This is a genomic window from Corynebacterium sp. HMSC062E11 (genome assembly GCF_001811845.1).
Lineage (GTDB): Bacteria > Actinomycetota > Actinomycetes > Mycobacteriales > Mycobacteriaceae > Corynebacterium > Corynebacterium hesseae.
Window position 1 is genome coordinate 76,821 of the sequence record NZ_KV806815.1, and the last position, 26,101, is coordinate 102,921.

General features: G+C 59.7%; 21 protein-coding genes and 2 pseudogenes. 15 read left to right on the forward strand and 8 right to left on the reverse strand.

Annotated features, from left to right (window positions below):
* Positions 1-13 precede the first annotated feature (13 nt).
* From HMPREF2822_RS13680 to HMPREF2822_RS08175, 7 genes are all read left to right on the forward strand, one after another.
* Positions 14-997 carry a sortase family protein gene (locus HMPREF2822_RS13680; protein WP_232755633.1) on the forward strand — a complete coding sequence of 328 codons (984 nt, stop codon included), beginning with the start codon at positions 14-16 and terminating at the stop codon, positions 995-997.
* Between the two features lie 296 nt (positions 998-1,293).
* The gene (locus HMPREF2822_RS08150) at positions 1,294-2,049 is read left to right on the forward strand and encodes a hypothetical protein (protein WP_070523505.1); all 756 of its coding nucleotides are present in this window, start codon (positions 1,294-1,296) and stop codon (positions 2,047-2,049) included.
* Positions 2,050-2,467: 418 nt separating this feature from the next.
* A complete protein-coding gene (locus HMPREF2822_RS08155; protein ID WP_070523508.1) occupies positions 2,468-2,833 on the forward strand; it encodes a hypothetical protein in 366 nt (121 codons plus the stop codon).
* Positions 2,834-3,056: 223 nt separating this feature from the next.
* Entirely contained in the window at positions 3,057-3,818 is a 762-nt protein-coding gene (locus HMPREF2822_RS08160; RefSeq protein ID WP_070523511.1) for a LamB/YcsF family protein, read from the forward strand.
* Positions 3,818-5,365 carry a 5-oxoprolinase subunit B/C family protein gene (locus HMPREF2822_RS08165; RefSeq protein WP_070523515.1) on the forward strand — a complete coding sequence of 516 codons (1,548 nt, stop codon included), beginning with the start codon at positions 3,818-3,820 and terminating at the stop codon, positions 5,363-5,365. Before HMPREF2822_RS08160 ends, HMPREF2822_RS08165 begins: the two co-directional genes overlap by 1 nt.
* Positions 5,366-5,389: 24 nt before the next feature.
* Positions 5,390-7,165, forward strand: coding sequence for an acetyl/propionyl/methylcrotonyl-CoA carboxylase subunit alpha (locus HMPREF2822_RS08170; protein ID WP_070523518.1), 1,776 nt, complete (start codon positions 5,390-5,392; stop codon positions 7,163-7,165).
* Positions 7,166-7,187: 22 nt separating this feature from the next.
* Positions 7,188-7,787 carry a GntR family transcriptional regulator gene (locus HMPREF2822_RS08175; protein WP_070523521.1) on the forward strand — a complete coding sequence of 200 codons (600 nt, stop codon included), beginning with the start codon at positions 7,188-7,190 and terminating at the stop codon, positions 7,785-7,787.
* Positions 7,788-8,041: 254 nt separating this feature from the next.
* On the opposite strand, the pseudogene HMPREF2822_RS08180 reads toward HMPREF2822_RS08175, so the two are convergent.
* Positions 8,042-8,822: pseudogene (locus HMPREF2822_RS08180) on the reverse strand (putative hydro-lyase).
* Entirely contained in the window at positions 8,813-9,976 is a 1,164-nt protein-coding gene (locus tag HMPREF2822_RS08185) for an NRAMP family divalent metal transporter (protein ID WP_185963349.1), read from the reverse strand. The pseudogene HMPREF2822_RS08180 and the gene HMPREF2822_RS08185 overlap by 10 nt, the downstream one beginning before the upstream one ends.
* Before the next feature lie 324 nt (positions 9,977-10,300).
* Between HMPREF2822_RS08185 and HMPREF2822_RS08190 the strand changes: the two genes are divergently transcribed.
* From HMPREF2822_RS08190 to HMPREF2822_RS13850, 5 genes and pseudogenes are all read left to right on the forward strand, one after another.
* The gene (locus tag HMPREF2822_RS08190; protein WP_070523527.1) at positions 10,301-11,461 is read left to right on the forward strand and encodes an acetyl-CoA C-acyltransferase; all 1,161 of its coding nucleotides are present in this window, start codon (positions 10,301-10,303) and stop codon (positions 11,459-11,461) included.
* Positions 11,462-13,648, forward strand: coding sequence for a 3-hydroxyacyl-CoA dehydrogenase/enoyl-CoA hydratase family protein (locus HMPREF2822_RS13815; RefSeq protein WP_070523530.1), 2,187 nt, complete (start codon positions 11,462-11,464; stop codon positions 13,646-13,648).
* Between the two features lie 966 nt (positions 13,649-14,614).
* Entirely contained in the window at positions 14,615-14,839 is a 225-nt protein-coding gene (locus tag HMPREF2822_RS13845) for an IS3 family transposase (RefSeq protein WP_158014579.1), read from the forward strand.
* Between the two features lie 71 nt (positions 14,840-14,910).
* A complete protein-coding gene (locus HMPREF2822_RS13185; protein ID WP_232755639.1) occupies positions 14,911-15,075 on the forward strand; it encodes a DDE-type integrase/transposase/recombinase in 165 nt (54 codons plus the stop codon).
* 90 nt (positions 15,076-15,165) lie between these two features.
* Positions 15,166-15,384 (forward strand): annotated as a pseudogene (locus HMPREF2822_RS13850) (integrase core domain-containing protein); the annotation flags it as partial.
* A gap of 28 nt (positions 15,385-15,412) precedes the next feature.
* Here HMPREF2822_RS13850 and HMPREF2822_RS08205 read toward each other — a convergent pair.
* The 4 genes from HMPREF2822_RS08205 to HMPREF2822_RS08220 all read right to left on the reverse strand — a co-directional run bounded on the left by HMPREF2822_RS08205 (position 15,413) and on the right by HMPREF2822_RS08220 (position 20,019).
* Positions 15,413-16,228, reverse strand: coding sequence for an ABC transporter ATP-binding protein (locus tag HMPREF2822_RS08205; protein WP_049156256.1), 816 nt, complete (start codon positions 16,226-16,228; stop codon positions 15,413-15,415).
* A complete protein-coding gene (locus tag HMPREF2822_RS08210; RefSeq protein WP_080975109.1) occupies positions 16,228-17,352 on the reverse strand; it encodes a FecCD family ABC transporter permease in 1,125 nt (374 codons plus the stop codon). Before HMPREF2822_RS08210 ends, HMPREF2822_RS08205 begins: the two co-directional genes overlap by 1 nt.
* A complete protein-coding gene (locus HMPREF2822_RS08215; protein ID WP_070523537.1) occupies positions 17,349-18,506 on the reverse strand; it encodes an ABC transporter substrate-binding protein in 1,158 nt (385 codons plus the stop codon). The genes HMPREF2822_RS08210 and HMPREF2822_RS08215 overlap by 4 nt, the downstream gene beginning before the upstream one ends.
* Before the next feature lie 151 nt (positions 18,507-18,657).
* Positions 18,658-20,019 (reverse strand): MATE family efflux transporter, encoded by a 1,362-nt coding sequence (locus HMPREF2822_RS08220; protein ID WP_231732355.1) that lies wholly within the window; start codon positions 20,017-20,019, stop codon positions 18,658-18,660.
* A gap of 595 nt (positions 20,020-20,614) precedes the next feature.
* Between HMPREF2822_RS08220 and HMPREF2822_RS08225 the strand changes: the two genes are divergently transcribed.
* The 3 genes from HMPREF2822_RS08225 (at position 20,615) to HMPREF2822_RS08230 (ending at position 22,217) form a co-directional block, all read left to right on the forward strand.
* Entirely contained in the window at positions 20,615-21,211 is a 597-nt protein-coding gene (locus HMPREF2822_RS08225; protein WP_070523540.1) for a hypothetical protein, read from the forward strand.
* A 4-nt stretch (positions 21,212-21,215) separates the two neighbouring features.
* Positions 21,216-21,263, forward strand: coding sequence for an erythromycin resistance leader peptide (locus tag HMPREF2822_RS13855; RefSeq protein WP_011116968.1), 48 nt, complete (start codon positions 21,216-21,218; stop codon positions 21,261-21,263).
* Positions 21,264-21,362: 99 nt separating this feature from the next.
* On the forward strand, positions 21,363-22,217 hold the full coding sequence (locus tag HMPREF2822_RS08230) for a 23S rRNA (adenine(2058)-N(6))-methyltransferase Erm(X) (protein WP_011117480.1): 855 nt from the start codon (positions 21,363-21,365) through the stop codon (positions 22,215-22,217).
* Between the two features lie 164 nt (positions 22,218-22,381).
* Here the strand turns inward: HMPREF2822_RS08230 and tet(W) are convergent, their stop codons facing one another.
* Entirely contained in the window at positions 22,382-24,301 is a 1,920-nt protein-coding gene (gene tet(W), locus HMPREF2822_RS08235; RefSeq protein WP_000691721.1) for a tetracycline resistance ribosomal protection protein Tet(W), read from the reverse strand.
* A gap of 540 nt (positions 24,302-24,841) precedes the next feature.
* Positions 24,842-26,058 (reverse strand): IS3 family transposase gene (locus tag HMPREF2822_RS08240; protein ID WP_118790700.1). Its coding sequence is split into 2 segments (ribosomal slippage): positions 24,842-25,797 and positions 25,797-26,058, totalling 1,218 coding nucleotides; the frame shifts between segments, so codons are not numbered across the junction.
* Between the last annotated feature and the right edge of the window lie 43 nt (positions 26,059-26,101).

Below are 26,101 nucleotides of genomic sequence, written 5' to 3' on the forward strand. Positions count from 1 at the left end.
TCAGGAGCTCACTATGGATTCTCGCTACTCGACACAGCGCGATAGCTATCGCCTGCCAGAAGAAGGAATCCGTATTGATCTGCGCGCCGAACGCGCACGCCGACGCAGCTCCACTTCTGACCGCGAGAGCACTGCCCCTGAGCGCCCTTCCTACCGCCCGCGACGCCACCCCAGCCAAGAACGCCTAGCTTCGTCCCCGTCGACAACTTCCCCTTCCCGTCGATCCGCTTCAACGTCGGCCCCTGCCCAACAAGCGCCGACCCGAACGACGCCGAAGAAGACGACAGCCCCTGCACCACGGCACCTAGCACCGCGCCCTCGCACGCCCATCAGCCGTCGCGGGTTGGGAGTTCTCCTTATTTTGGCGATGGTTCTCGTCGGCATCGTCGCCGCACTTCAGATCAATAAGGAGCCAGACGCGCCCGCGCCGCAACCAACCGATGTGATTGCGGAGCCCGCCGCCGTCATCGAACCCTCCCCAGCGGTGGAGATGTACATCCCGACAATTGATGTGCGCGCAGAGTTTGAAGAAGGCTCCTGTCGAATCAAAGACAACAAGATCAACCCCGACTCGATGAATAAGGCTTGTACCTACACCGCGGAGGATAAACCCTATTCGCTCCCTGGCACGGATGCACAGGATGTCGTGGTGGTCGCCGGACATACCGGTGCGGGAGTACCAGCGGTGTTCAATAACCTCTATGACGGTAGCGCCGACGAGCACAAAGCCTCTGTGGGCGACAAGTTATACCTGCGCACGCAGAACTCCGGCGAGCAATGGCTGGTGTACACCGCAACAGATCTGCACGATCCGTCGAAGGACGGCCTTGAGCAGGATGAGAGCATCTGGGGCACCGATGCCCAGCCCGGTCGCCTTCTCACTATCAGCTGCATCCAGCCGGCCAACCCTTTGGCTGCTGCGGTGCGCAATGCCGTGGTGGGATGGCAGTTTGAGGGCGTAACCGAGGCTCCTGATCCTGCCGCAGAACAGAGCTAAGCCTGGTGCAGCATCCCCCGTTCGGGGGGATTTCCGCCACTACGCGCAGTTATCGAACATTTTCGCAGCTCAACCGACAAGACCGTTCTTATTCTTGCAGGTTAACAGACCTTGTAGCGCCGCCCGTGAGGACCTCAACCCACCGAACATGCCACCCGTTTGGCGTGAAATGCATCAGCCATGTTACGGAGCGAAATCTCGAAACCCGTGTGATTAATGTGAAAGTTGTGGCTATTGTGGTTCACGTCGGGTTGAATCCCTCTCACATACCTCACAAACCCCACAAGGAGAAGCTTATGAAGCGCATCAACCGCACCCTGACCGCAGCCGTTCTGGCCGGTTCCCTCGCACTGGGCGGCACCGCCGTTGCCTCTGCCCAGATTCCGGCTCCGGCTGAACTCACGGTCGATGGCGTCACCTACCAGAAGCAGGCCGACGGTAGCTACCAGCACCGCAACGAGAACGGCGAGTTGGACGGAACCACCAAACTGACCGCAGAGCAGGCACAGTGGGCTTGGGAGCAGCAGCAGGCTCAGGCGGCTGACGCCGAAGCACCCGAGGAAGATGCACCGACCACCACCAGCGTGATGGCCCCGGACATGGACATGGCAGCCACCGGCGAGGCTACCGCTCCGTCTTCCGTTGACTACCCGATCAACGGCGAGTCCGAGGCTGAGCCGACCAGCGCCGAGTTCGACAAGAAGCAGCTGGCCTGGCTGGCTCTGCCGGCCGCCCTCATCATCGGCGGCGTGACCTGGTACCTGGCCAAGGACGGCAAGACCTACGTCAAGTCCGAGGAGGCAGCTCAGAAGGACGCTCCTTCCGCTGAGGAGAAGGCCGCTTCCGAGAAAATGCTGCAGGAGAACAAGGACGAGGTCATCGCCCAGGGCGGCAAGGTTGCTGAAGGCACCGCCGCACAGACCCCAGCACAGTCCCGCGGTATCTCCGCTGAGACCGGTTCCAACACCGTTGCCCGCGGCCTCGCTGCACTGGCAATCGCAGCGATGATCGCCGCTGGCGCTGTCGTTGCTCGCCGCAAGCTCTTCATCTAAGAGGTTTAAGGCCTAGGGCCAACAGGCAACTCATCCGCGCCTCTTCCTTTCCCTACCGGGGTGGAGAGACGCGGCTTTTGCGGTTTTATACGCCCGTTGGGCCACCACCTTTCCCACCGCACCCCTTGGAGGAAGTTAAAAGATTCAACGGATGAACTAGCACGCAAGCAAGCCCCAAAACCCGAACCACGCAGGAAGTTTCATCCCACCACCGCAAGGTCCAGCACCACCCGACGAGCCAGCGCACCCTGGCACAACCATGAAAATTTGCGTGGAGTAGCTTAAAAATTGGAAATAGTTTGACCTACCTCACTATTTCTTGGTTAGTATGTGGGAAGTCGACATCAGTTAACGGTGACAACATCGTCTGATACGGCGTTGACCAAACTTTCCCGATCTAACCCCAGGAGTAAGAAACATGAAGCGCATTTCCCGCAACCTCACCGCCGCAGCCCTGGCCGGCGCCCTCGCACTCGCAGGCGTCACCGCCGCCAACGCTGAAGACACCACCGGCCAGAGCGCCAACGCCACCTCCAGCACCGGCACCGAAGGCGATAACGGCAGCAGCAACCAGGGCGGCGACGCCGGCAGCAGCGACGAAGGCAAGGGCGACCAGAGCAGCGAGGATCAGAGCTCTTCCGACGACATCAAGGGCAAGCTCTCCTCCGAGGACGGCAAGCCTTCCGGGCTAGGCATCGCCGTCATCGTCCTCGGCGTCGTAGGCGCGCTGGCCGCAGCCGCACCGGCCGCAGCACAGGCACTGGGAGTCAACCTCCCGTTCTAATCTGAATCCTGCACCATCGAGCTTCAAACGCGAAGCTCTTAGCAGCGCCAGCCCACCGGCGCGAGGCAGCCGCACCCCCATCACCGTCGTGATGGGGGTGTTTTCACGTCCCACCCATCCACAGATACGGGACACACTTCACAAACCTACGTGATGCGGGCTACACTAGTCACCCATAGATTGTTCAACAATTCGGGAACTATAGAAGAGGTGTCCTCCTGCTATGAGCGCGCTGCACATAGACCTCAACGCTGACCTCGGCGAGACTACCGCCGGCAACCCCGTGGCCGATGACGCCGCGATGCTCCAGCTCGTCTCCTCCGCCAACGTCGCCACCGGCTTCCACGCCGGCGATCCGCACTCCATCGCGGGAACGCTGAAGGCGGCCGCAGAAGCAGGAGTTACCGTCGGCGCACACGTGGGCTATAACGACCCGGCAGCATTCGGACGTCGCTTCATCGATTACGCCCCTGCGGAGCTTGCCGACGAAGTCACCTACCAAATCGGTGCCCTCCAAGCCTTGGCCCAGGCCAATGGGACTCGGGTGGCCTACGTCAAGCCGCACGGCGCGATGTACAACACCATCGTCCACCACGAAGCCCAAGCCCACGCCGTTATCGACGGCATCAAGGCCTTCAGTGATCTGCCCGTCATGCTGCTGCCCGGCGGCGTCGCCGTCGACATCGCCGAAAAGAAGGGACTCACCGTCATCCGCGAGGCCTTCGCCGACCGCAACTACAACCCCGATGGCACGCTCGTCTCGCGGCGAGAGGCGAATGCGGTGATGGGCGATGAGGGGGACGTCGTCAAGCGCGTGCTCGAGGTCGCCGAAACCGGATCCATCACGGCCATCGATGGCTCCGTGCTCAATGTGGATGCCCAGTCGGTGTGCACACACGGTGATTCGCCCGGCGCGGTGCAACTGCTGCGCGGTGTGGTCGCCGAGCTGCAGGAGCGCGGAATCGAGATTCGGAGCGCCATCTGATGCAGATTCACCCCGTAGGAACGCGCGCGCTGCTCGTGGAGCTGGAGGACTTATCCCAGGTCATGGCGTGGCACGCGGCCCTCGACGCCAATCCGCTCAAGGACCAAGTCGATGCCATTGCTGCAGCCACCACCTTGCTGCTGACCTTTGCCACGCCGAATTCCGCCGCCGCTGCCGCCGAGAAGCTGCAGGACTTCCACCCCACCGCGCAGGCGGGCGAGGATCCGCGCTTTGTGGAGATCGACGTTCTCTATGACGGCGAGGACCTCGACGAGGCCGCCGAGTTGATGGGTATGTCGCGCGAAGGCCTCATTGAGTGGCACACGTCCACCGAGTGGCTCGCGGCCTTCGGTGGCTTCGCTCCCGGCTTTACCTATTGCACCCCGGCGGATCCGGCGCAGAATTTCAACATCGCGCGCCGCGCCACCCCGCGCACCGCGGTGCCGGCGGGGGCCGTCGGTATTGCCGGCGGATTCTCCGCTGTCTACCCGCGCGTCTCCCCCGGCGGCTGGCAGCTGCTGGGCACCACCTCGACCCCGATGTGGGAATCCGATGCCCACCCACCAGCGCTGGTGCAGCCCGGTGACCGCGTGCGCTACCGCGCGGTGAGCTCGCTGCCAGATGTTGTGTCGACCACGCCTTTTGGCCGCCGCACCCCGGCGCGCCTGCCACGCATGGAGGTCCTCGATGCCGGGCTGCTCACGCTCTTCCAAGACCAGGGGCGCCCCGGCCGCGGCAACTTGGGTGTCACGCCCTCGGGTGCGGCGGACCTGGCGGCGGCTGCCACGGCCAACGTCGCGGTGGGCAACCCCCGCGGGGCCACCGTGCTGGAGAACATCGGTGGCATCCGCCTGCGCGCGCTGACCGACGCAGTCATGTGCGTCACCGGTGCCCAATCCCGCGTCCTGCTGGACGATATGCCAGTGCACCTCGCGCGCCCGGTGCTCGTCACCGCTGGTTCGACGGTGACCGTGGATCCCGCGACGGTGGGCCTGCGCAACTACATCGCCATCCGCGGCGGCATCGTGGCGGATGCGGAGCTGGGCTCTGCCTCGACGGACGTGCTCTCTGGGTTGGGGCCGCAGCCGGTGCGGCTGGGCGACGTCATCGGCGTCCTCCCCCGCTCCACCGCAATGACCGATGCCCAGCTGAGCAACCCGATGCGCGTTCGCGAAGGCGCGCACGGACAGACCGAGGGCGTGCTGCGCTGCGTGCTCGGCCCGCGCGATGACTGGTTCACGCCAGAGAGCCTGGAGGCCTTCCTGGCCACCGAGTGGACTGTGACCGCGCAGTCTAACCGCGTGGGCGTGCGCCTGCTGGGCCCGGAGGGCTCCGTGGAACTGAGCCGTGCCCGCGAGGGCGAGCTGCCCTCGGAGGGCATGGTCGCCGGCTCCGTCCAGGTTCCGCCGAGTGGTGAGCCGGTGATTTTCCTCCGCGATCACGCCGTGACCGGTGGTTACCCGGTCATCGCCACGGTCCTCGAAGAAGATATTGATATTGCCGCGCAGCTCCCGCCGGGGGCGACGGTCCGCTTTGAACTCGCTTAAACACTGATTAAGGAACAACCACACATGATTTCTGCAGTCCTTATTGCTAACCGCGGCGAGATCGCCGTCCGTATCGCCCGCACCGCGCGCGACATGGGCATCCGCTCCATCGCCATTTACTCCGAAGCCGATGCCGGCGCCCTGCACACCCAGGTGGCTGACGAAGCCTACGCACTACCCGGCAACTCCGCGGCGGATACCTATATGAATGTCCCCGCGCTCCTCGATATCGCCGTGCGCGCCGGCGCGGATGCCATCCACCCCGGCTACGGCTTCCTCTCGGAGAACGCCGACTTTGCCCGCGCCGTGGCCGAGGCCGGCCTGACGTGGATTGGCCCGTCGCCGGAGTCCATCGAGCTGCTCGGTGACAAGATTGCCGCGCGCCGCGTGGCCGAGGAGGTTGGCGCCCCGCTGGCACCGGGTACCTCCGATCCCATCGATGACTGGCAGGAGGCCCGCGCCTTCGCCGAGAAACACGGCCTGCCCATCGCCATCAAGGCCGCTTATGGCGGCGGCGGACGCGGCCTGAAGGTGGTGGAGAACCTCGAAGACATCGAGGCTGCCTTCAACTCCGCCGGCCGCGAGGCCAAGGAGGCCTTCGGCCGCGCGGAGTGCTACGTGGAGAAGTTCCTGACCCACCCGCGCCACGTGGAGGCGCAGATTCTGGCTGATACGCACGGCAACGTCGCCGTGCTGGGTACCCGCGATTGCTCCACGCAGCGCCGCTTCCAGAAGCTCATCGAGGAGGCCCCGGCGCCTGCGCTTTCCGACGAACAGCGCACCGGCATCCACGAAGGTGCCCGCGCCATCTGCGCGAAGGTGGGTTACACCGGTGCCGGCACGGTGGAGTACATCGTCTCCGAGGATGGCACGATTTCCTTCCTCGAGGTCAACACCCGTGTGCAGGTGGAGCACCCGGTGACCGAGATGGTCACGGGCGTGGACATCATTGCGGAGCAGTTCCGCATTGCCTCCGGGGAGCCCCTCTCCTTCGCGTCTGATTCCTCTTCCTCGTCTGAAGCGCAAGCTTCAGACCCTGTGTCCGATGGCCACGCCTTCGAGTTCCGCATCAACGCCGAAGACATCCTCAACGGCTTCGCCCCCTGCCCGGGCACCATCGTGCGCTTCGAGCCGCCGACGGGCCCTGGCATCCGCGTGGACTCCGGCGTGCGCTCCGGCTCCATCGTGCCGCCCTACTATGACTCGCTCGTGGCTAAGCTTCTGGTCTGGGGGCCGACCCGCGAGATCGCCCTGAAGCGTGCACAGCAGGCCCTCCAGGAATTCGACATCGAAGGTGTTCGCACCGTGCTGCCCTTCCACCGCGATATGGTCTCCTCCCAGGTCCTCGTGGATCACGGCGACGCCGATGCCGCAGCCGGTATCTACACCGACTGGCTCGACCACAACTACCGCCCCTCCGCGGAGGCCACGAGCGCCACCGTCCCCGTCGAGGCCATCTACGCGCAGCGCACCCGCGTTGCGCTGGAGATCGACGGCAAGCTGGTCAGCGTGGGCTTCCCCACCGATATGTTGGCGCAGGGGCAGGCGAAGGGGGCGTCGGCAAGCGCGGCCTCCGGTGCCAGCGCCAGCGGCAACGAGGTGACCAGCCCCTACGAGGCCAACCTCGTGGCGTGGAACGTCGAGGACGGCGAGACGGTCGAGGAAGGCCAGGCCATCGCCACGATTGAGGCCATGAAGATGGAATCCGCGGTCAAGGCTCCGTCCGCGGGCACGCTGAGCCGTGTGGCAAAGGAGGGTTCCAGGCTGGAACCGGGCGCGGTAATCGCCACGATTTCCTAAGCGGCGGGCTACTGTAAGTCGCATGCTTGCTGATTCCGTCGCGTCCGCGCTCCGCGCCGCCATCTCCGAGGGCGAGTACATGCCCGGACACCAGCTCAGCGAGGTCCGCGCGGCCGAGCGCTTCGAATGCTCCCGCAACACGCTGCGGGAGTCCTTCGCCATGCTCGCCTCCGAGCGCATCGTGGAGCGCATCCCGCACAGGGGTGTGTTCATCGCCACCCCTGACGGCGATTTCGTGCGCGATCTCTACTTGGCGCGCGCAGCCATCGAGCCGGCCGCGGCGCGCTATGCCACCTTCGAGGACCCAGGCGAGCTGGTGCGGCTGACCGAATCCGCAGTGCTTAACGACGCTCCCCGCCCCCTCATCAACCAGCGCTTCCACAAGCAGCTGGTCGCCGGTTTGGGCTCGCCGACGCTGGACCGCTCCATGTCGCACCTGCTGGCGCGCATGCGCTTGACCTTCTTGTTGACGCTGGAGCGCTACCCGCAGATTCACGATAACCACGTGCAAGCCAACATCGACTTGGCTCACCTCATTGCGCAAGGCGAGCGCGAGGCGGCCGCCGATGCCTGCCGCGCGGACTTGATGCGCGCGATGGAATCGATTCTCCGGGTCCTTTAGCTTCCTTTAGTTTCCGAGTCCCCCACTATGGCCTTCGCTCCTGTTAGCCGGTTCCACCCGCGCAAAACTAACCGGCACCACATGGTTCGAGTGAGATGGTTCGGGTCAAAAGGTTCGTTTACCCCCAAGTGAACCATCTATGCACTCAAAGAAGGTTTGTTTGCCCCCAAACAAACCTTCTGACCAGAACCATCTGAGTAGAACCATGTATCGGCGCACTGAGGGCTTGGGGTGGTAGCACCACCGCACAGAAATTAAGGGATGAGGAAGTCGCGATCCGGGATGTCGGTGACGAGCATCTTGCCCGGGGCATGTGTGATGGCCAGGCTGGGACGCGAGTTCATCACGATGGCCTGCGGGGTCACGCCGCACGCCCAGAAGACCGGGATGGTGCCCTCAGGGATGTCGACGGCTTCGCCGAAATCGGGCTGCGACAAGTCCTCGATGCCGATGGCAGCAGGGTCGCCCACGTGAACCGGGGCACCATGGACGCCCGGGTAGCGGGAGGTGATGCGGACGGCATCGGCAACCTGGCTCGCGGGGATGGGGCGCATGGAGACAACCATCGGCCCAGAGAAGACTCCAGCCGGCGCGCAGGGAATCGAGGTGCGATACATCGGCACGTTGCGGCCCTGATCAATGTGGGCGATGGAAATGCCGTTCTCCACGAGCGCATTCTCAAAGGTGAAGGAACAACCGATGAGGAAGGAGACGATGTCGGCGGAGTAGAAGGGGGGAAGCGTCGTCAAGCGTCTGCGTAAGCTGGCCATCCTCATAGATGTTGTAGGCCGGGATGTCCGTGCGAATATCCCCGCCCGGGATGAGCTCAGAGGTGAACTGCCCGGCCTCCAGCACACCGACGATGGGGCACGGCTTGGGGTTGCGCTGTGCAAAGAGGAGGAAGTCGAAGGCGTACTCGCGCGGCAGCGCGATGAGGTTAGCCTGCATGAAGCCGCGGGCGTGGCCGGCGGTGGTGGTCATGTCGTGCGCGCGGGCGAAGGCGCGCACATCTGCGGGAGTCTGCATTATGCCCATAGTTCAACGATTCCCGAGATGGATTTAACGCCAATGAAGATTTCCAGCGCGAGCGCCAAGACGCCGGCGATGAGCAGCCACATCGGCTGCTTGACGCCGTGGGTGAGGTCATGGCGCTTGAACGCGACCCACATCACCATGGCGAAGGCGATGGGCAGGATGATGCCGTTGAAAGCACCCGCGAAGATGAGAAGTTTTTGCGGTGCGGAATTAAGAATGCCGAAGAGAATGGCGCAGACCACAATGAAGCCGACGGTGAGGAAGTTGCGGGTCCGCGGGCTGACCTTCTGGGTGGTCACGAAGGTAATGGAGGTGTAGGACGCGCCGATGACGGAGGACAGGCCGGCCGCGAAAAGGACGACACCGAAGGCGCGAAGGCCAAACTCGCCGGCGGCCTGGCGGAAGGCGTCGGCGGCCGTGTTGTCCTCGGAGAGCGCAACACCCGTGGCGACGACGCCCAGGACCGCGAGGAAGAGCAGCACGCGCATGATGCCGGTGACGATGATGCCGAGCACGGAGGTCTTCGTAATCGCGCCGACGTTCTCCGGGCCGGACAGGCCCGAGTCGATGAGGCGATGTGCGCCGGCAAACGTAATGTAGCCGCCCACCGTGCCACCGATGAGGGTGGTGATGACGAAGAAGTCAATGCTTTCCGGCATGACGGTATTCTTCAGGGCCTCACCCACCGGCGGCTGGGAGACAATCGCCACGTAAAGCATGAGCAGAATCATGATGGCGCCCAGCGCGGCGACGATGCGGTCAAGCGCGACGCCCGCCCGCTTGGACAGGAAGATGAAGATGGCGATGGCCGAGGCGATGAGGCCACCGATGCGTGCATCGATGCCGATCATGGCGTTTAGGCCCAAGCCGGAGCCGGCGATATTGCCGATGTTGAAGACAACGCCGCCGATGAAAACTAGGACAGCGAGGAACCAACCCAGGCCCGGCAGCACAGTGTTACCCAGCTCGTTGGCGCGCATGCCGGAGACAGCGAGGATGCGCCAGACGTTGAGCTGGATGGCGATGTCCACAATGATCGACAGCGCAATAGCGAAGGCGAAGGCCGCGCCCATCTGCACGGTGAAGACGGAGGTTTGGGTCAAGAAGCCCGGGCCGATGGCAGAGGTGGCCATAAGGAACATGGCGCCGGCCATGGCGCCGATGCCCTTGGGGGCTTGCGCTTCTTTCGGCGCGTCCTGTGTAGTTCCCTGGGCTGCTTCCTGGGAAGCTGCGGAGGAATTGGTTGATTCCAAGCTCATTGTTGGGCACCTTTCGTGACGAAGGTCGCATTTAACGATGGTGAAAGCATAAGGGTTGTTGAACAATCTGTAAACAACGCGGGGGTGGCGCACGTTACACCCACGCCATAACTACAGCCCCTCACACACCTTCCAGTGAAGCTCCGTTGCACGCGGCGAAAAAGTGACCTAGGATACCTAGTTAACTAATGATGATTCGTTAAACCTACGGAGGAGCTCATGCCCCAAGACATCTACATCGCGGGCGCCGCGCGCCTGCCCGTCGGAAAATTTGGTGGTAGCCTGGCCCGACTTTCCCTCACCGAGCTCGGTTCGCTTGCCGCCGAAGTGGCTATTGATCGTTCGGGGCTAACTGGTGCAGACCTCGATACCGCCGTAGCCTCCAACGTCATGCCCGTCGTGCCGAAGGACCTCTACCTCTCACGCGCCATTGCCAAGAACGTCGGCATGCCGGACTCCTCCACTGCGATGGGCGTCAACCGCCTGTGCGGCTCCGGAGTCCAGGCCGTCATCAGTGCGGCCCAACTTCTGCAGTCTGGCGACGGCGCCCTGGCGCTGGCCGTCGGCGCGGAATCTATGAGCAACGCGCCCTACTCCGTCGAAGGCGCACGCTTTGGCAAGCGCATGGGTGACGGCAAACTCTATGACTGGCTCACCGGCGCGCTCTCCTGTCCCTTCGGCACCGGCCATATGGGCGTAACCGCGGAGAACGTCGCTGCAGATAACACCATCACCCGCGAGCGCCAGGACGAGTTCGCCGCCGAGTCCCAGGCGCGCGCCGCCCAGGCCCGCGCGGAGGGCGTCCACGCGGAAGAAATCGTCCCCGTCGGCGAGCTGGACTTTGATGAAGCGGTGCGAGAGACGGACGTCGAGAAGCTGGCGAAGCTCAAGCCGGTCTTTGTTAAGGACGGAACCGTCACCGCCGGCAACGCCTCCGGCATCAACGATGGTGCGGCAGCCGCCGTGCTGGCCACCGCGGAAGAGGTGGCCAAGCGTGGCTTGGACCCGCTGGCGAAGATTGTGTCCTGGTCCATCGCGGGCGTGGACCCGACGCGTATGGGCATCGGCCCTATCGCTGCCGTCCCGAAGGCGCTGGATAAGGCCGAGCTGAGCTTGGAGGATATCGACCTCATCGAATCCAACGAGGCTTTCGCCGCCCAGGCCATCGCCGTGCAGGACCAGCTGGGCTTCGCCCCGGCGAAGACGAATATCTATGGCGGCGCCGTTGCGCACGGCCACCCGGTCGGTGCCACGGGCGTCATCCTGCTGACCAAACTGGCGTATGCACTACGCCGCGAGGGCAAGCGCTATGGCCTGGTCACCATGTGCATCGGCGGCGGTCAGGGAATCGCCATGACTATTGAGAATGGAGAAAAGTAAATGAGCATCACCAAGGTAGCCGTCATCGGCGCAGGTTCTATGGGTTCGGGCATCGCCGCGCTGTGTGCGTCGGCGGGCATGGACGTCGTGCTGCTGGACCAGAACGCGGAAGGCGCGCAGCGCGGCGTCGACATCCAGCTCAAGCGCAAAGGCTTCCACCTGCCAGAGTTCGCCGAGCGCGTGCGCGCCAGCGATGACTACGCGCTGTTGGAGGACCGCGAGTGGGTCATCGAGGCCATCTTCGAGGACCTCGGCGCCAAGCACTCGCTCTACGAGGCCATCGAGCCTTATTTGTCTGCGGATGCTCTGTTGAGCTCGAACACCTCGACCCTGCCGCTGGCCTCCCTCCTGGAGGGCGTGCCGGAGGCCCGCCGCGAGAAGTTCGCTATCACGCACTTCTTCAACCCGCCGAAGGTCATGCGGCTGGTGGAGCTCATCGCTTCTGGAGAGACCGAGGACACGCTGCGCACGACCATCGAGCAAACCCTGGGCAAGATTGCTCTCGAGTGCCGCGACACCCCGGGTTTCATTGCCAACCGCGTGGGCTGCTACTGGATGGCCGCCGGTGTGGCACGCGCCCGCGAGTTCGACGTGAGCTACGAGCTTGCCGACGCCTCCTTCGGCCGTGCCTTCGGCATTCCGCGCACCGGTATTTTCGGGCTGCTCGATTACATCGGCCTCCAGCTGGTCAAGCCGATTTGGAAGTCTTTGGAGACGGCCCTGCCGGCGGGCGATCCGCTTCTTGACGTCCCCCTCGGCGATGACTCCTTTATCGAAGGTCTCGTTTCTCGAGGGCTCACCGGCCGCACCGGTGACGGCGGCTTTTACCGCGGCCGTGACGAGGTCATCAACGCCTCCTACGAATACGTACCCCGCACTCAGCCCACCGATCCTGTCGTGGGACTCAAAGATCCGCGCGAGGTCATGGAGACCGATTCGCCGGGCGGCCGTTTTGCCCGCGCCGTCTTCCTCGGCACGCTGGCGTACTGCTGCGAGGTCGCACCTGACATTGCGGACCACGTGGGCCTCATCGACGAGGGCCTTACTCTTGGTTTCGGCTGGAAGAAGGGCATCTTCGCGCTTGCCGACGCCATCGGCATCGACTGGGTCGCCTCCGCCTACGGCTCCAACGTCCCGGCCTTGGTCTCCGCCGCGGCTTCGGCGGGCGGTTTTTACGGCAAGGGCTCGGTGCTCTCTTCTCAGGGAGAACGTCAGGAACTCGCGCCGCGCGAGGGTGTTGTCACCCTGGCTTCTCTGGATGCGGAGACCATCGTGTCTCAGGAGGCGGGCGCTGTCCACGCGGTCTCCACCCCGGCTGGCCGCATCGGCATCATCGACCTACACACCCCGATGAACTCCCTGCCAACGCCCGCCCTCGAAGTCATCCGTGCCGCTCTGGGCGCCGTGACCTCGGAGAACCTCGTCGCGCTGGTTATTGGTAATGACAAGCCGGTTTTCTGCGCGGGCGCAGACCTCGCTTCCATCGCTTCCGCTGGTGAGTCCGGCGATGCCTCGCTCGTCGAATCCCTCCTTTCGGACGGCTCGACCACCCTACGCGCCCTTAAGTTCGCCCCGGTTCCGGTCGTGGCCGCTGTGCGTGGCGTCGCTCTGGGCGGCGGCTTCGAAACCGCTCTGGCCTGCGACCGCATCGTGGCCCACGCCGATACCCGCCTTGGCTTCCCGGAGCGCACCGTGGGCCTCTACCCCGGCTGGACCGGCACCATCTCCTCGCTGGAGCGCCTCAAGGCGGCCGGTGTCGAAGACTATCACCAGAAGGCCTTCGATTTCATCGCGTCCGCCCGCAACTTCTCGTCTGCTTTCGAGGCACAGAAGGCTGGCTTTTTGTCCTCGGATGATGTCGTGCTCATGTCCTACGACCACGTCCTCGCCCGCGCTATGGAGGAGGCCGCCACCCTGGCCGGCTCCTACACCCCGCCGGCCGATGAGGAGATTGAGATGTACTCCGGCTCCCCCGCCCTCGACCGCGATTGGCCTATCGAGGGCACCACCGAGAATGACCACGTCATCGTGGCCAAGCTCGCCGAGATGTACACCGGCTCCGGCTCGCTGAGCTTCACCGAGTTCTGCGACCGCGAGGTGGAGTACGACGTACCGCTGGTCCTCCTGCCCGCCAACGTGGAGCGCGCCAAGCACATGGCCGCGACCCGCAAGCCGCTCAACAACTAGCCTGCGCCACCCTCATCGCAAATGGTCCCCTTACTCTGGTCCCCTTTACTCAGCAAAGGGACCATTTGTATGGGGTTTTGGTGTGGAGATGGTCCCTTATCAGCACTAAGAAACCAAAGTAGAAGGACCATCTAAACTCGGCGGTGCTTGATGAGGCTCGCTTTCCACCCCACCACTATGCGCTACGGTGCGACCTCACAGCCTTGAGCGCTGCCCGCACCTCACTGACCACTCGTGGTCTTTCATAAAGCAATTCGCTCGGGGAATACGGCAAGACAACAAAGCCTAGATTCTGGATGTGCTTTTCACGCTGCCGCTCCGCCCGGATGACCTCATCCACCGGTTTGCCGTAGGTGATTCCGTCATATTTCACATGCCCATCAATAACGAGTTGGACGCGATTTTCGTAGATAAGCGCAGTAGCGGGCAAGGCACGTTCGTCCCGATTGACTTTGACGCGGTCGTCAAAGCACGCACAAGACGTGTGAAGCTAACATTGTAAGTATTGTGGGCTCGCTACACCACAACGCTGGCCCAGCCGGGCCAGCGTCACTACAGCTACGACCGGTTCCGCCAACTGGTTGCCTCCCATGTCGACGCGGCCGGGCTGACCGCCCGGATCACCCATGCACCAGGGCATACGATGCAGGTGGATTGGGCAGGTACGAAAATGCGCCTGTACGACCCTTCAAGCACACCGGGGTGAAAGTCACCATTTTCGTTGCTTTGTTGCCGTATTCAGGGATGCTCTTTGCATGTGCGTGTGCTGACCAGCTTTTTCGCCTCACGACCAGGCCCCAAACGTTAAGAAATGATCCGGTTCATCGATAAATACCGGAATCATTTCTCTGTCGAGTTCATCTGCACCGGAGTTGAAGATTAACCGGGCTGGTGGGTTTATCACCTCGCGTGGTTATCGCCAGTCCAAAGCCCGTGGGCTTAAGTGCTCGTCGCCTTCGTGACGCTGTGCTGATTGAACGCATTGGTGCCATTCATCGGGATAATTACGGTGTCTACGGCGTGCGGACAATGTGGCATGCGCTTGACCGTGACGGAATCGACATCGGTCGTGAGCAAACCGCCCGGCTGATGCGCCTAGCTGGTGTTTCTGGCACAGGCACAGGCGGATCACCAATCACAACCCGTACACCTCAACAGGCCGGATCTGCGCCCGGATTTGGTCGAGCGTGAGTTCAAAGCCCAAGGCCTTAAACAAGCTGTGGGTGGCCGACATTACCTACGTGCGTACGAAGAAGGGTTTTGTGTACACCGCGTTTGTCACTGACGTTTACTCCCGGCGGATCGTCGGATGGGCATTATCGGACTCGATGCGCACCGAGGTATTACCGCTGCAAGCACTCAACCAAGCGATTGTGAGCGCGAAGGAAACAACAGGCCTTATTCACCATTCGGATCACGGCTTATAGTACGTCAGCGTTGTCTACAACCAGCGTCTCGCCCAGCACGGGATTGCCGCTTCCACTGGGACCGTCGGTGACTGAAATGACAATGCTCTAGCTGAAAACGTTAACGGCTCTTACAAGAATGAGCTCATCCATACTCGCAGGTGGAATGATGTTGTCGAGGTAGAAATCGCGACGTTCGAGTGGGTGTCATGGTGGAACGAGGTAAGGCTCCACCAAAGCCTGGGATATCGAACCCCAGCCGAGGTGGAAACCGAATTGTGGAAGAAGAACCCGCAACAGGGAATAATAGAAATCAAGGAACATGCCTAGGAACAAAACTCGGGGCACTTCAAGCCCCTTATATGGCTCTGGATGTGGTGATTGCTGCAGAACCGTCATCAGTAAGGGTGACTTTTCCATCTACGCGGTAGACTTCACGCAACATTTTTGCGGTTAACACGTCCTTAGCTGCTCCGTGTGCGTATACAGTGCCCGCGTGGAGTACCGCAATGCGGTGAGCGAAGCGCGCTGCTTGTGAAAGATCGTGCATCGAAACCACGACCGCCGCGGGTGCTTCAGCTGCATAGGCGCGAATATGCTCCATGAGGATGAGCTGATTTCTTAGGTCAAGAGCGCTGGTTGGCTCGTCCAGTAGTAATGCCTGCGGCCGGCATACGATGGCCTGGGCGAAGCTTACTAATTGACGCTGGCCGCCGGAGAGCTGGGACATTGTTCGGGATTCTAGGTCTTCTAGCCCCAGCCGCGTGAGGACCGAGCTGACTCGGTCCTGTGTGGATGTGGCTACCCGTAGTCCGCTGAATCCCGTCCGGGAATGCTGGAGTGCCAGAAGTACCGATTCGAATACGGTAAGGGTGCTTTCCGGCGGGGGATCCTGTGGCAAATATACTGCCTCGGGCCCAGTGACGTCGCCGCTGAATCGGCATAGGTTAGCCATGCAGCGCAGCAAAGTCGACTTACCAGCGCCATTAGGGCCGACGAGGGCGGTGACGGTTCCAGCTTCGATCTTTGGGAGACATACGTCATTCAGTATCTGTTCGTCTCCATGGGAAAAGCACAGGTTATCTACCCGGAGTGTGGGTTCTGGCGGAACCGTGGGCGGTTGTTCCACGAGGGGGTCCTTTCTGGGGCAGGAAGTACTGGGAGAGGCGATCATTAGGTTGAGGAGACAGTTCGGGGGCGGCGTCGCAAAACAATGAGGACGACGAACACGGGAACGCCCACAATCGCGGTGATGATGCCGACAGGCAGAATCGCCCCAGGCTGGATCAGCTTGGATACCACTGAGGCTGAGGTCAGCAAAAGCGCACCTGAGATGATGGACGTGGTGAGGAAGAAGCGTTGGTCCTCACCAACGAGCATCCTGGCGATATGTGGGCCGACGAGTCCGATGAAACCAATTGTCCCGGCCATCGAAACGGCAGTTGCCGCCATAAGGGAGACTCCCACCAGCGTGTACGTGCGCAGCTTTGGGATATTGATACCCATGGACCTAGCGCGGTCGTCGCCCATTCGAAACGCGGTCAGCGTCCACGCATTGCGGTAGAAGTAAGCAATTCCGATTAGTGAGATGACCGCGAGAAGGCCGATCTGAGGCCACGTAGCGCGCGTAAGGCTGCCCAAGGTCCAGAAAACCACCTGCTCTAATTGGGTCTGCGAGGCGAGGTACTGCATTAGCGCTAGTAGAGCATCGAAGAGGAACACGATGGCTATGCCCAGCAGAATCATTCCCTCGGTACCAGAGCTCTTTGACCGAGAGAATAGGACGATCACCGCACAGGCCGCGAGGGCGAAGACCCAAGCACTGCCCGCCATTCCCAGCGCTGCCCCGATTCCCGCCGCGGTGAATCCTGAGACGGTGGCAAAGGCTGCGCCAAAGCTCGCAGCGGCGGAAATGCCCAGCGTATAGGGCTCTGCCAAGGGGTTATCCAAGATGGTTTGCATCTCTGCGCCGGCAGCAGCGAGGGTGCCACCGATGAGCACCGCTGTGACGGTCATAGGCAGACGTATATCAAAGATGATCTGCCAGTCAATTGGGCGGGAATCGCTGGGGTGAAAGAGCACGTAGAGCGCCTCATTTGCGTTCAAACTGCTGCCGATGAGGAAATCTATGGCAATGGTGACGCATAGCAGGGCCGTAAGCCCTGCGATGATCGCTACCTTTCGCCTGCTAGCTGTTCGGTACCAGTTTGACCGGGGGCGTTGCCGTTGCGGGGTAGAGTTTTGGTCGTCCACCTCGCTTCCGGTGGCAATTGATTGCGCTCGTGCTCCGTGGCTCATGGCAAACCAGTCCAGAAGGTGCCGCTAGCCTCCACAGGGAGGAATTTTTCATGTAGTTCTTCCAAATCGGCCTGCGGGTCGACATCGGAAAACAGGTCGGGGTGCATGGCTTTGGCAAACCACTCGATGGCTAGGTAGTTGTATGGGGAGTCGTAGAAGTGATGCCACGCAGCGTAGGCCCGCTTGTTCTTGACCGTCCGCATTTCCTTAAGGACAGGTTGCCCGTCAACAACGCGTTGGAAGTCTTTGGCTGCCTGTTCGGTGGACTCGTCGTAGCCCAGGGGTACAAAGCCATTCTTCTTTGGCTGCTGCTTGGCGCCGGTCCAGTCTGCGCCGGTGGCGATGATGACGTCTGGGTCTTTTTCAGCTAGCGCCTCGGGAGAGACTTGCCCCTGCTTGGCGTCGATCATATCGTCGCCCACGTTTTCGCCACCCGCTGCGTTAACAATTTGGGCTAGGTTGGACTTAGCGAAGGTAGAGCAGCAGTCGAAGTAGCCGGGAGCTCGCCAGAGGAAGGTCGGTGTGGGGGTGGCCTTGGCTTTTTCTAGGCGCTCCTGAACCATGTTCACCTTGGACTCATAGAACTCGGCATACTCTTCCGCTTCCTTCTCGTGGCCGAGTACCTTGCCGAGCAAGCGCACGCTCGGTGCGGTGTTCTTCACCGGGTCGGTAAAGTAATCGACGGTAACCGTGGGGATTCCGGCCTTTTCTAGACCGTCTACGATGCCAGCATCCTGGGCGGCTTCGAAGCTGCTTGCGGAGACAATGAAGACATCTGGACGGGAATTCAAAGCTTGCTCAACGGACATCGAGCCGTCGTAAACTTCACCAGTTTGCTCAATATCTTCGATCTCTGGGAATTTCTGTTCGTACTTCTTGTACGTGCCAGGGTCGTTCTGCTCCAGGTCATCTGGCCAGGCAACGATGCCCTGGAGCGGGTTTTCTTTGTTGAGGATGGATGTCGTGTAAAGCATCCGTTGCCCGCCCATGAGGACCCGATCGACGTTCTTCGGGACCTCGACTTCGCGCCCGAGAATGTCGGTGATCTGTTGCTTTTCTCCGTCATCTGCGGTCTGTTGTTCATCGTTAGTGCTGCAGGCAGCGGTCATAAGGAGGGCAGTGGCGGTGACGGCTGAGGCGACTACGCGGGCCATTCGGTGGTGAGGGGCGCGTGGGGTTTTAAAACCGCGAGCCCTAGTTGTCGTGAGGGACAAGGCAATCCTTTCTTCCAAGTGGATCTATTAGGTTAGCCATACCTTTGTTTATCTACAATGGGTGATGAAACTTTTACCCCCAACATTCCCGTTAAGTCAGTTCATTCAGTCGGCGGGAATATGTGCGTAGCAGCAGTACCGCCGTGGTTGCGAAACCCATGATGAGTCCTAACCAGACGCCATATCCTTCCCATCCGAGGAGCTTTCCAAATATCAGAATCCCGGGGACGCCAACCAGCCAGTACCCGACGAGGGTGCAGCGTAGCCCTGAGGTGGTGTCTTTCAGGCCTCTCAGTAGGCCCACTGCCACGTTTTGGATTCCTTTGGCGAACTGTTGCAGTACCGCGAGACATAGGAGCAGGACGGCAATGTGAAAGGTGGTGGGATCTGCCTCTTTTAAGAAAGGATGCAGTACCCACCTGCCCAACAGAAGCCACAGCGCGCCCATTATTCCCAGATACGTGACCACGACGAACAATATGCGTCGGGTAATCTCGCGCACTGAGTCGGCACTCTCGGCCCGAGCCCTTGTGATCAGCACCGAGCCGCCGTGAGAAAAGCCGATGCACACTTGGTAAACGATGTACGCCAGTTGGTTCACAATATTGTGCGCCGCTAGCATCTGTGGGCTAAAGGTCCCCATCACTAAACCGGCGATGGTTGTTATTGCAGCCTCCGAGCCATAGGTCAGACTGACTGGTACCCCGAGGCGGACGAGGCGGCAGATAGTCTCCCCATCTCCTTTACACGGAAGGATGTGGAAATAGGGCTGTAGCTCGGGAATGCGCAGTACCACAATCCGGAAGGCCAGGAAGGTAAGCAGTTGGATGACAGTTGTAGAAAGCCCGATGCCCGCTACCTTCCAGTGATCCGAGGCTGCCCATGTCATAAATAACCAGTTCAATGCGATATTTATAAATATCGATATCAGCGTGATGGTTAACAGGGAGCCGGGTTTTCGCATGCCCACGGCGAATTGGCGCAGGACGTTGAGCCACATCATCGGGACTAACCCGGGTGCGAGCGCAAGGGTCATGGCGAAGGTGAGTTGGGCAACGTGCTTGTCGATGGGCAGAACAAGGACCAATCCGCCTAGGGCGATGACCAGTAACGCGCCGAGAATTGCAGTGCCAGTGGCCACCGCGAAGGAGGAGCGCACAGCCCGCCGGATCTGTTCTGCTCCCGCCTCGCAATTTTGACAAGAGGTTTTCTCTTTTTCCATTTTTGCTGCTGCTTCAGCCACAAGATTTGCCCCGGCCGTCACCATGCCCACGCACATCGTGCGGATCTGGTTGTAAAGCTGCATCGCTAGGCCGCCGCCGGCTATCGCCAGTACGCCCACGGACTGCAGCATCAATACGTCCGTGGTGGTCAATGCAACTCCGGCGAGTTGTACTCCAGCGATGGGAAGGGAAATTCCCAGAACTTCGCGATATTTCCGGATGGATTTCAACCTCGCAGCCACCTTCAACTTCGGACTAACATTCGTCTCGGCCCTCGCTTCTCATCTTCTAAACCTCGCCCATTTTGGCGGCTGGTCTCCAATGTGCTGCGGTTTCTAGCGGTAGATACGCAGCACATCCGATTCATTTGCGGCCTCCAGGCCGTTGAAGCGAATGGCGCTGCGATACATCTGCACCAAAGTTGCAATCGGACGCTGCCGTCTGCACCATGGAAATTAGTGGTTCGCCCCTGCGGATTCAGCTGGTGCTGGCCGATGCCCCAGCGGTACCACCGTTGGTTGAGACCGAATCCCGTTCAGGGCTGGTGTTTGCAGCGGCAGAGACTCCCTTCGGAAAGTATAAAGATTATACCTAGTTTAGGTAAGGCTACCATAATTGAAGATTTCCACTTCAAACACTTCAGGTGGAAGGAGTGTGAAGATGGATAGGAGAGCTACTGTTTATGCTCCCGCCTCGCCTTACGGCTCGTTGGGCTGCCGCCCAAATCAAAGATTTGGTTGCCACTAAAACACCCCACAACAACCACAGTCCTATAACCCTCCACGTAGCCTTGTGTCTTCTAGACTTTCTTCAAAGAAAAGAACCATGGACAGGGGAGGCAAGGCAGTGGTCTACAAGCGCTACATCGACGACCCGAACTTTCGAGACAACCTCGAAGCAATCCTAGAGCGCCTAGAAGCCCAAGAGACCACCTCTCCACTAGAACTTGGTGCCTCCATCATGCAGGCCTACAGTCACACCCGATTCAACTACACCTACCCCACTGCCCCTGCTTCCACAGCGCAAGAAAGCAACCTGCATGACTCCCACACCTGGAGCCGTTTCCTAGACTCGACTGCTGCCTATCCGGGCTGGGACAAAGAGGAGATAGAACGCCTCGCACAGTCTTCTATCCCACTCAATGCCGACAGTATGAATGCCAAAGGCTTAGCCTCCCACCGCTACCGCGTGAGCGCTAAGCGCCCTGATACGCGCCAGCGGCTACTAGAGACCATGCTGGAGCAACTCGACGACTCAAACCTCGTAGACGTTCACCTCACCCACACCGTAGGCACATACCTCACCGCAGAAAATACGAAGACCCGCTTCCGCATACTCCCCCAAGACGAAAACACCAGCCCGCGCTACCGACTGACCATCAACACCACGGAACCACCCGCGAATTTAAATGGATATAATTAGACCCATGTTGATTTCAGGTACCGCTTTCTTGCGGTTGCGCACCAACCGCTAAGGCGGTTTCCTACCCCGTAGGTTAAAAACCGCTCCGGTCCTTTAGCCGGGCGGCTATTTGTCATGCCCGGCTCCCTTTCAAATCCAAGGAGCACACCTGATGTCTGCATACGGACACGGCCGTCACGAGCATGGCCAAAATTTTCTCACCAACCACAAGATCATCAACTCCATCATCGACCTTGTGAAACAAACCTCCGGCCCCATCATTGAGATCGGACCAGGAAGCGGTGCCCTCACTCACCCGATGGCCCACTTGGGGAGGGCGATAACGGCAGTTGAAGTGGACGCAAAACTAGCTGCCAAAATCACACAAGAAACCTCCTCGGCGGCGGTCGAAGTGGTCCATGATGATTTCCTTAACTTCCGGTTACCCGCCACTCCCTGCGTCATTGTGGGAAACATTCCCTTTCACCTCACCACTGCCATTCTTCGAAAGTTGCTGCATGCGCCAGCATGGACTGACGCTGTACTCCTCATGCAGTGGGAAGTCGCTCGCCGCCGGGCCGGGGTAGGCGCAAGCACGATGATGACGGCTCAGTGGTCCCCATGGTTCACATTTCACCTGGGTTCTCGGGTACCAAGGTCTGCTTTCCGGCCACAGCCAAACGTTGACGGGGGGATCTTAGTGATCCGCCGGGTGGGTGACCCGAAGATTCCGATAGAGCAGCGCAAAGCCTTTCAGGCGATGGTGCACACCGTTTTCACTGCCCGGGGACGCGGGATAGGGGAAATTCTCCGAAGGGCAGGGTTGTTTTCATCACGTTCAGAAACACAATCATGGTTGCGCTCGCGAGGAATCGACCCCGCGACCCTACCTCCCAGATTGCACACCAACGACTGGATCGATCTCTTCCAGGTGACTGGTTCCTCTCTACCTCACCATCGACCCATTTCACCATCGGGAAGTAGTCAACGACCTCCTCAACGGAAAAACCGAAGCCGGCGGCGTTAATCCCCACCAAAACCGAAATCCACCAGTAGTACTAAAAGGGCTCTTCCGGTTTTAGAGTGCATTGATTAGTTCGCCGGGGGTTCGGGCGTGGCACAAGATATTGGGGTCCTCGCTCAATGATATTTCGCAATAGCCAGCAATGAACGCTTGCATTGCGCAAGACGTTACATTATCTTCTGAAACATATAGCGCACCTTGTCCAGGCGGCTGTTTGGACGGCGGGGCTGGATGACTGGCTTGCCGACAGCGGCCTGATACCCTTTCAGTTCTGTAAGGCATACGCTCTGCCCGTTGGTGTAAAAGGCCAGATCAGTACGGTATGCCTGTATACAGCGGGCGGGAATCTCGCCAGTAAAGACAACTTCATCCTTTTTTACCTGGACCGTTTCGATGGTGGCACAGTATTTCGGTGCATCATGATAAGCCCTGGAAAGATATTCCCGGGGCGCATAGAGGGTGAAGGAGAGATAAGGTTCCAGCAGTTGCGTCCCTGATTCCTTCAATGCCTGTTCCAATACAATCGGGGCCAATGAGCGGAAGTCCGCCGGCGTGCTGACCGGACTGTAATAAAGCCCGTATTCAAAGCAAATCTTACAGTCCGTTACGTTCCAGCCGAACAAGCCCTGCTCCAGCCCGTAACGGATACCATCCCTGACAGCGTTTTGAAAACTCTGGTTCAAGTATCCCAGCGAAACCCGGCTCTCGTATTGTACACCGGAGCCAAGCGGGAGTGGTGTAACAGACAGTCCGATGGATGCCCAAAACGGGTTGGGCGGCACCTCGATATGGATGGTGTGGCTGGCTGCTTTGAGCGGCCGCTCCATATAAATGACGGTGGGTTCCTTTACCACTGTTTCAAGCTTGTATTTTTCCGACAGCAAAGCGGAAACAACCTCCAACTGCACCCGGCCCAAAAAAGAAAGAATGATCTCATGGGTGATGGAATCCACCTCGCAGCGCAAAAGCGGGTCAGTATCCGCAAGTTGCGTAAGAGCGTCCAGCAGCCGTTCTCTTTGCGCTGCCGTTTTCGGCGCAATCGACGTCCGCAGCATGGGGAGGGGGTCCTCACGCCACCTTTTACGAGGGAGCCGGGTTGGGTCCCCTAATACATCGTTTAACCTCACGCTGTCGCTGGGAAGGATAACAATTTCACCCGGATAAGCGGTGTCTGTCCGAACAATTTCCCCTTTGGATGGAATACGCATCTCTGTGATTTTCAGCTTTTCTCTCCCGGCCAGGGCCACCGTATCCCGCAGGCGCAGCGTTCCGCTGTATAGCCGTAGATAGACACGCCGCTGGCCGCAATCTGTATACTCCACCTTGAAAACGCTGCCGCATAGGGCGGCGCTCCCCTGTTCCCCAATCGGTTGGAACAGCCCTGTCACCGCATCCATCAACGGTTGAATGCCAAGGCCCTTTTTGGCGCTGCCATAATAGACCGGGAACAGGGAGGCGTCTTGAACCCGCCGCTGTTCCTCCCGCACAAGTTTTTCCCGGCTGATTGGTTCTCCTGCGATATACTTTTCCAATAATTTATCGTTATTTTCGATGACCGCATCCCATGCTTCTATGTCGGTATTTTCCTCCAGGACTATTTCCGGGGACAGCGACACCGTCTGCTTGATGATAATATCGGCGGAGAGCTTATCCCGAACAGACTGAACCACGCTCTGCAAATCAACGCCAGCCTGGTCGATCTTGTTGATAAAGATAACGGTGGGAATGTTCATTTTCCGCAGGGCATGGAACAGAATACGGGTCTGGGCCTGCACGCCATCTTTAGCGGAGATCACCAAGATGGCCCCATCTAAAACAGCCAAAGAGCGGTACACCTCCGCCAAAAAATCCATGTGGCCGGGCGTATCCACAATGTTGACTTTACATCTGTGCCACTGGAAGGAAGTGACTGCCGCTTGAATGGTAATCCCACGCTGCCGCTCCAAAAACATGGTGTCCGTCCTCGTTGTCCCTTTTTCGACGCTCCCCGGTTCTGAAATGGCTCCGCTGGCATATAGCAGGCTCTCCGTCAAGGTCGTCTTTCCAGCGTCTACATGGGCAAGAATTCCAATATTGATTATTTTCATGTGATTGTCCTCCCTTTACTGCCCCGAAGGGCATAAAAATCCCCAGCAGTAAAATACTTTTACCACTGGGGATGATAATTTGCGGACATACACATATACAGCATACACCTGTTTGTGAGTGCTGTTTTTGGGGATATGTCAAAATTGATAAGGCAAAAGTATTCTTAAATTGGGTACAAAAAACTAAGCCCCTACAAAAGGGACTATCATAATCCTTTGTTCCCACTATTTGATTATAGTTTTATTTAAGAATACCTTGCCGCATATTTTTTACTCCTTTTCTGGAATTGAATTATTATATCACATCAGTTTTAGGAAAACAAGTATCTAAAAGAAATTTTTCTTCCCCTTATATGTAACAATCATACCGGCTTCCTAACGTTCAGAATGGTTTCTACTGTCTGCTGCGGTGTTTGGTTGGAATTGTCCAGCCAAAAGCCGATCCGTGGTGTTGTCTGCATTTTACTAAATACAAATTCAATGTATACAGAAAGTGGGCTTGCCCGCAAATGGTGGACACGTAGTGGAGCTACCTCATGGTTAGGCAGCTGTTTCTTCTTCGTTGGTGGTCTGGGTGATGTGGTGCTCGAAGTCGACGGGGCTGACCATCCCGAGTGCGGAGTGGCGCCGGCGGCGGTTGTAGACCACTTCAATCCAGCGGGCGACACCCGTGCGTGCAGCATCCCTGGTAGGCCAGCGTTGCCGGTCGTAAAATTCAGTCTTCAACGTCGACCAGAACGACTCGGCCATCGCGTTATCAAAGCACACCCCGGTACGCCCGACGGACTGGGCAATGCCCAGGCCGCGGCAGACATCCCAGAGCTGCTCGCTGGTAAACTGTGCCCCACGGTCAGCGTGAAACACCAGGCCATCAGGAACCTCACCGCGTAGCGTATACGCCATCCGCAGGGCCCGCTCGACCAGGGAAGCATCTTGCACACTATCCATAGCCCAGCCCAGCACTCGGCGGGAATGACCATCACGGACCGCACACAAGTACAACCAGCCTTCACCGGTGCGCAGGTAGGTAATATCCGACATCCACACCCGATTGAGCTCACCTGCATCAAACATGCGCTTAACCAGGTCAGGAAGCCTGGACTTACGCTTGGACTGAATCGTGGTCACCGGGACGAAGGCCCGCGGTGAAATCCCCTCAATGCCCATCAGGCGCATCCGCTTAGCCACGGTCTTCCGGTTGAGCGCAATGCCGTAGCGCTCAGCCAGTTCTGCGGTAATGCGCGGTGCACCGTAGACCTGATCAGAGTCAGCCCAAATCTGGTGGATCTTGCAGTCAACATCGTCATAAAACGCTGCCCGATCATCGTGACCTAAGAGTCGTTGCTGCTGGGTATGGAACCATTTGTAGTAGCCGGACCGTGACACCTTCAACAAGCGTGCCATACGTTTGATGCTGTAGTTTGCCTTCTCTCGCCGCATTAGTTCGAACTTTTCTGTTCGCGTTGCTTCGCGGCGAAGAAGGCTGTCGCTTTTGACAAAAACTCGTTGTCCATCCGAGCTTCTGCCAGCTCCCGGCGCAAGCGCGCATTCTCGGCCCGAAGATCCGCCGCGCTCATCCCATCGGCAGCGCCTCGGCGCTCCCGCTCATTTTTGACCCACTTGCCCAAAAGCCCCGGGGCGACACCGATCTCTCGGGCCACATGAGCGGTCGGGCGCTGCGACTCAATCACGAGATTCGCGGCTTCACGCCGATACTCCGGCGTGTACTTCTTGCGTTGTTGACTCACAATGAACATCCTCTCCTACGGACACAACATCCGTACAAGTTGGGTGTCCACT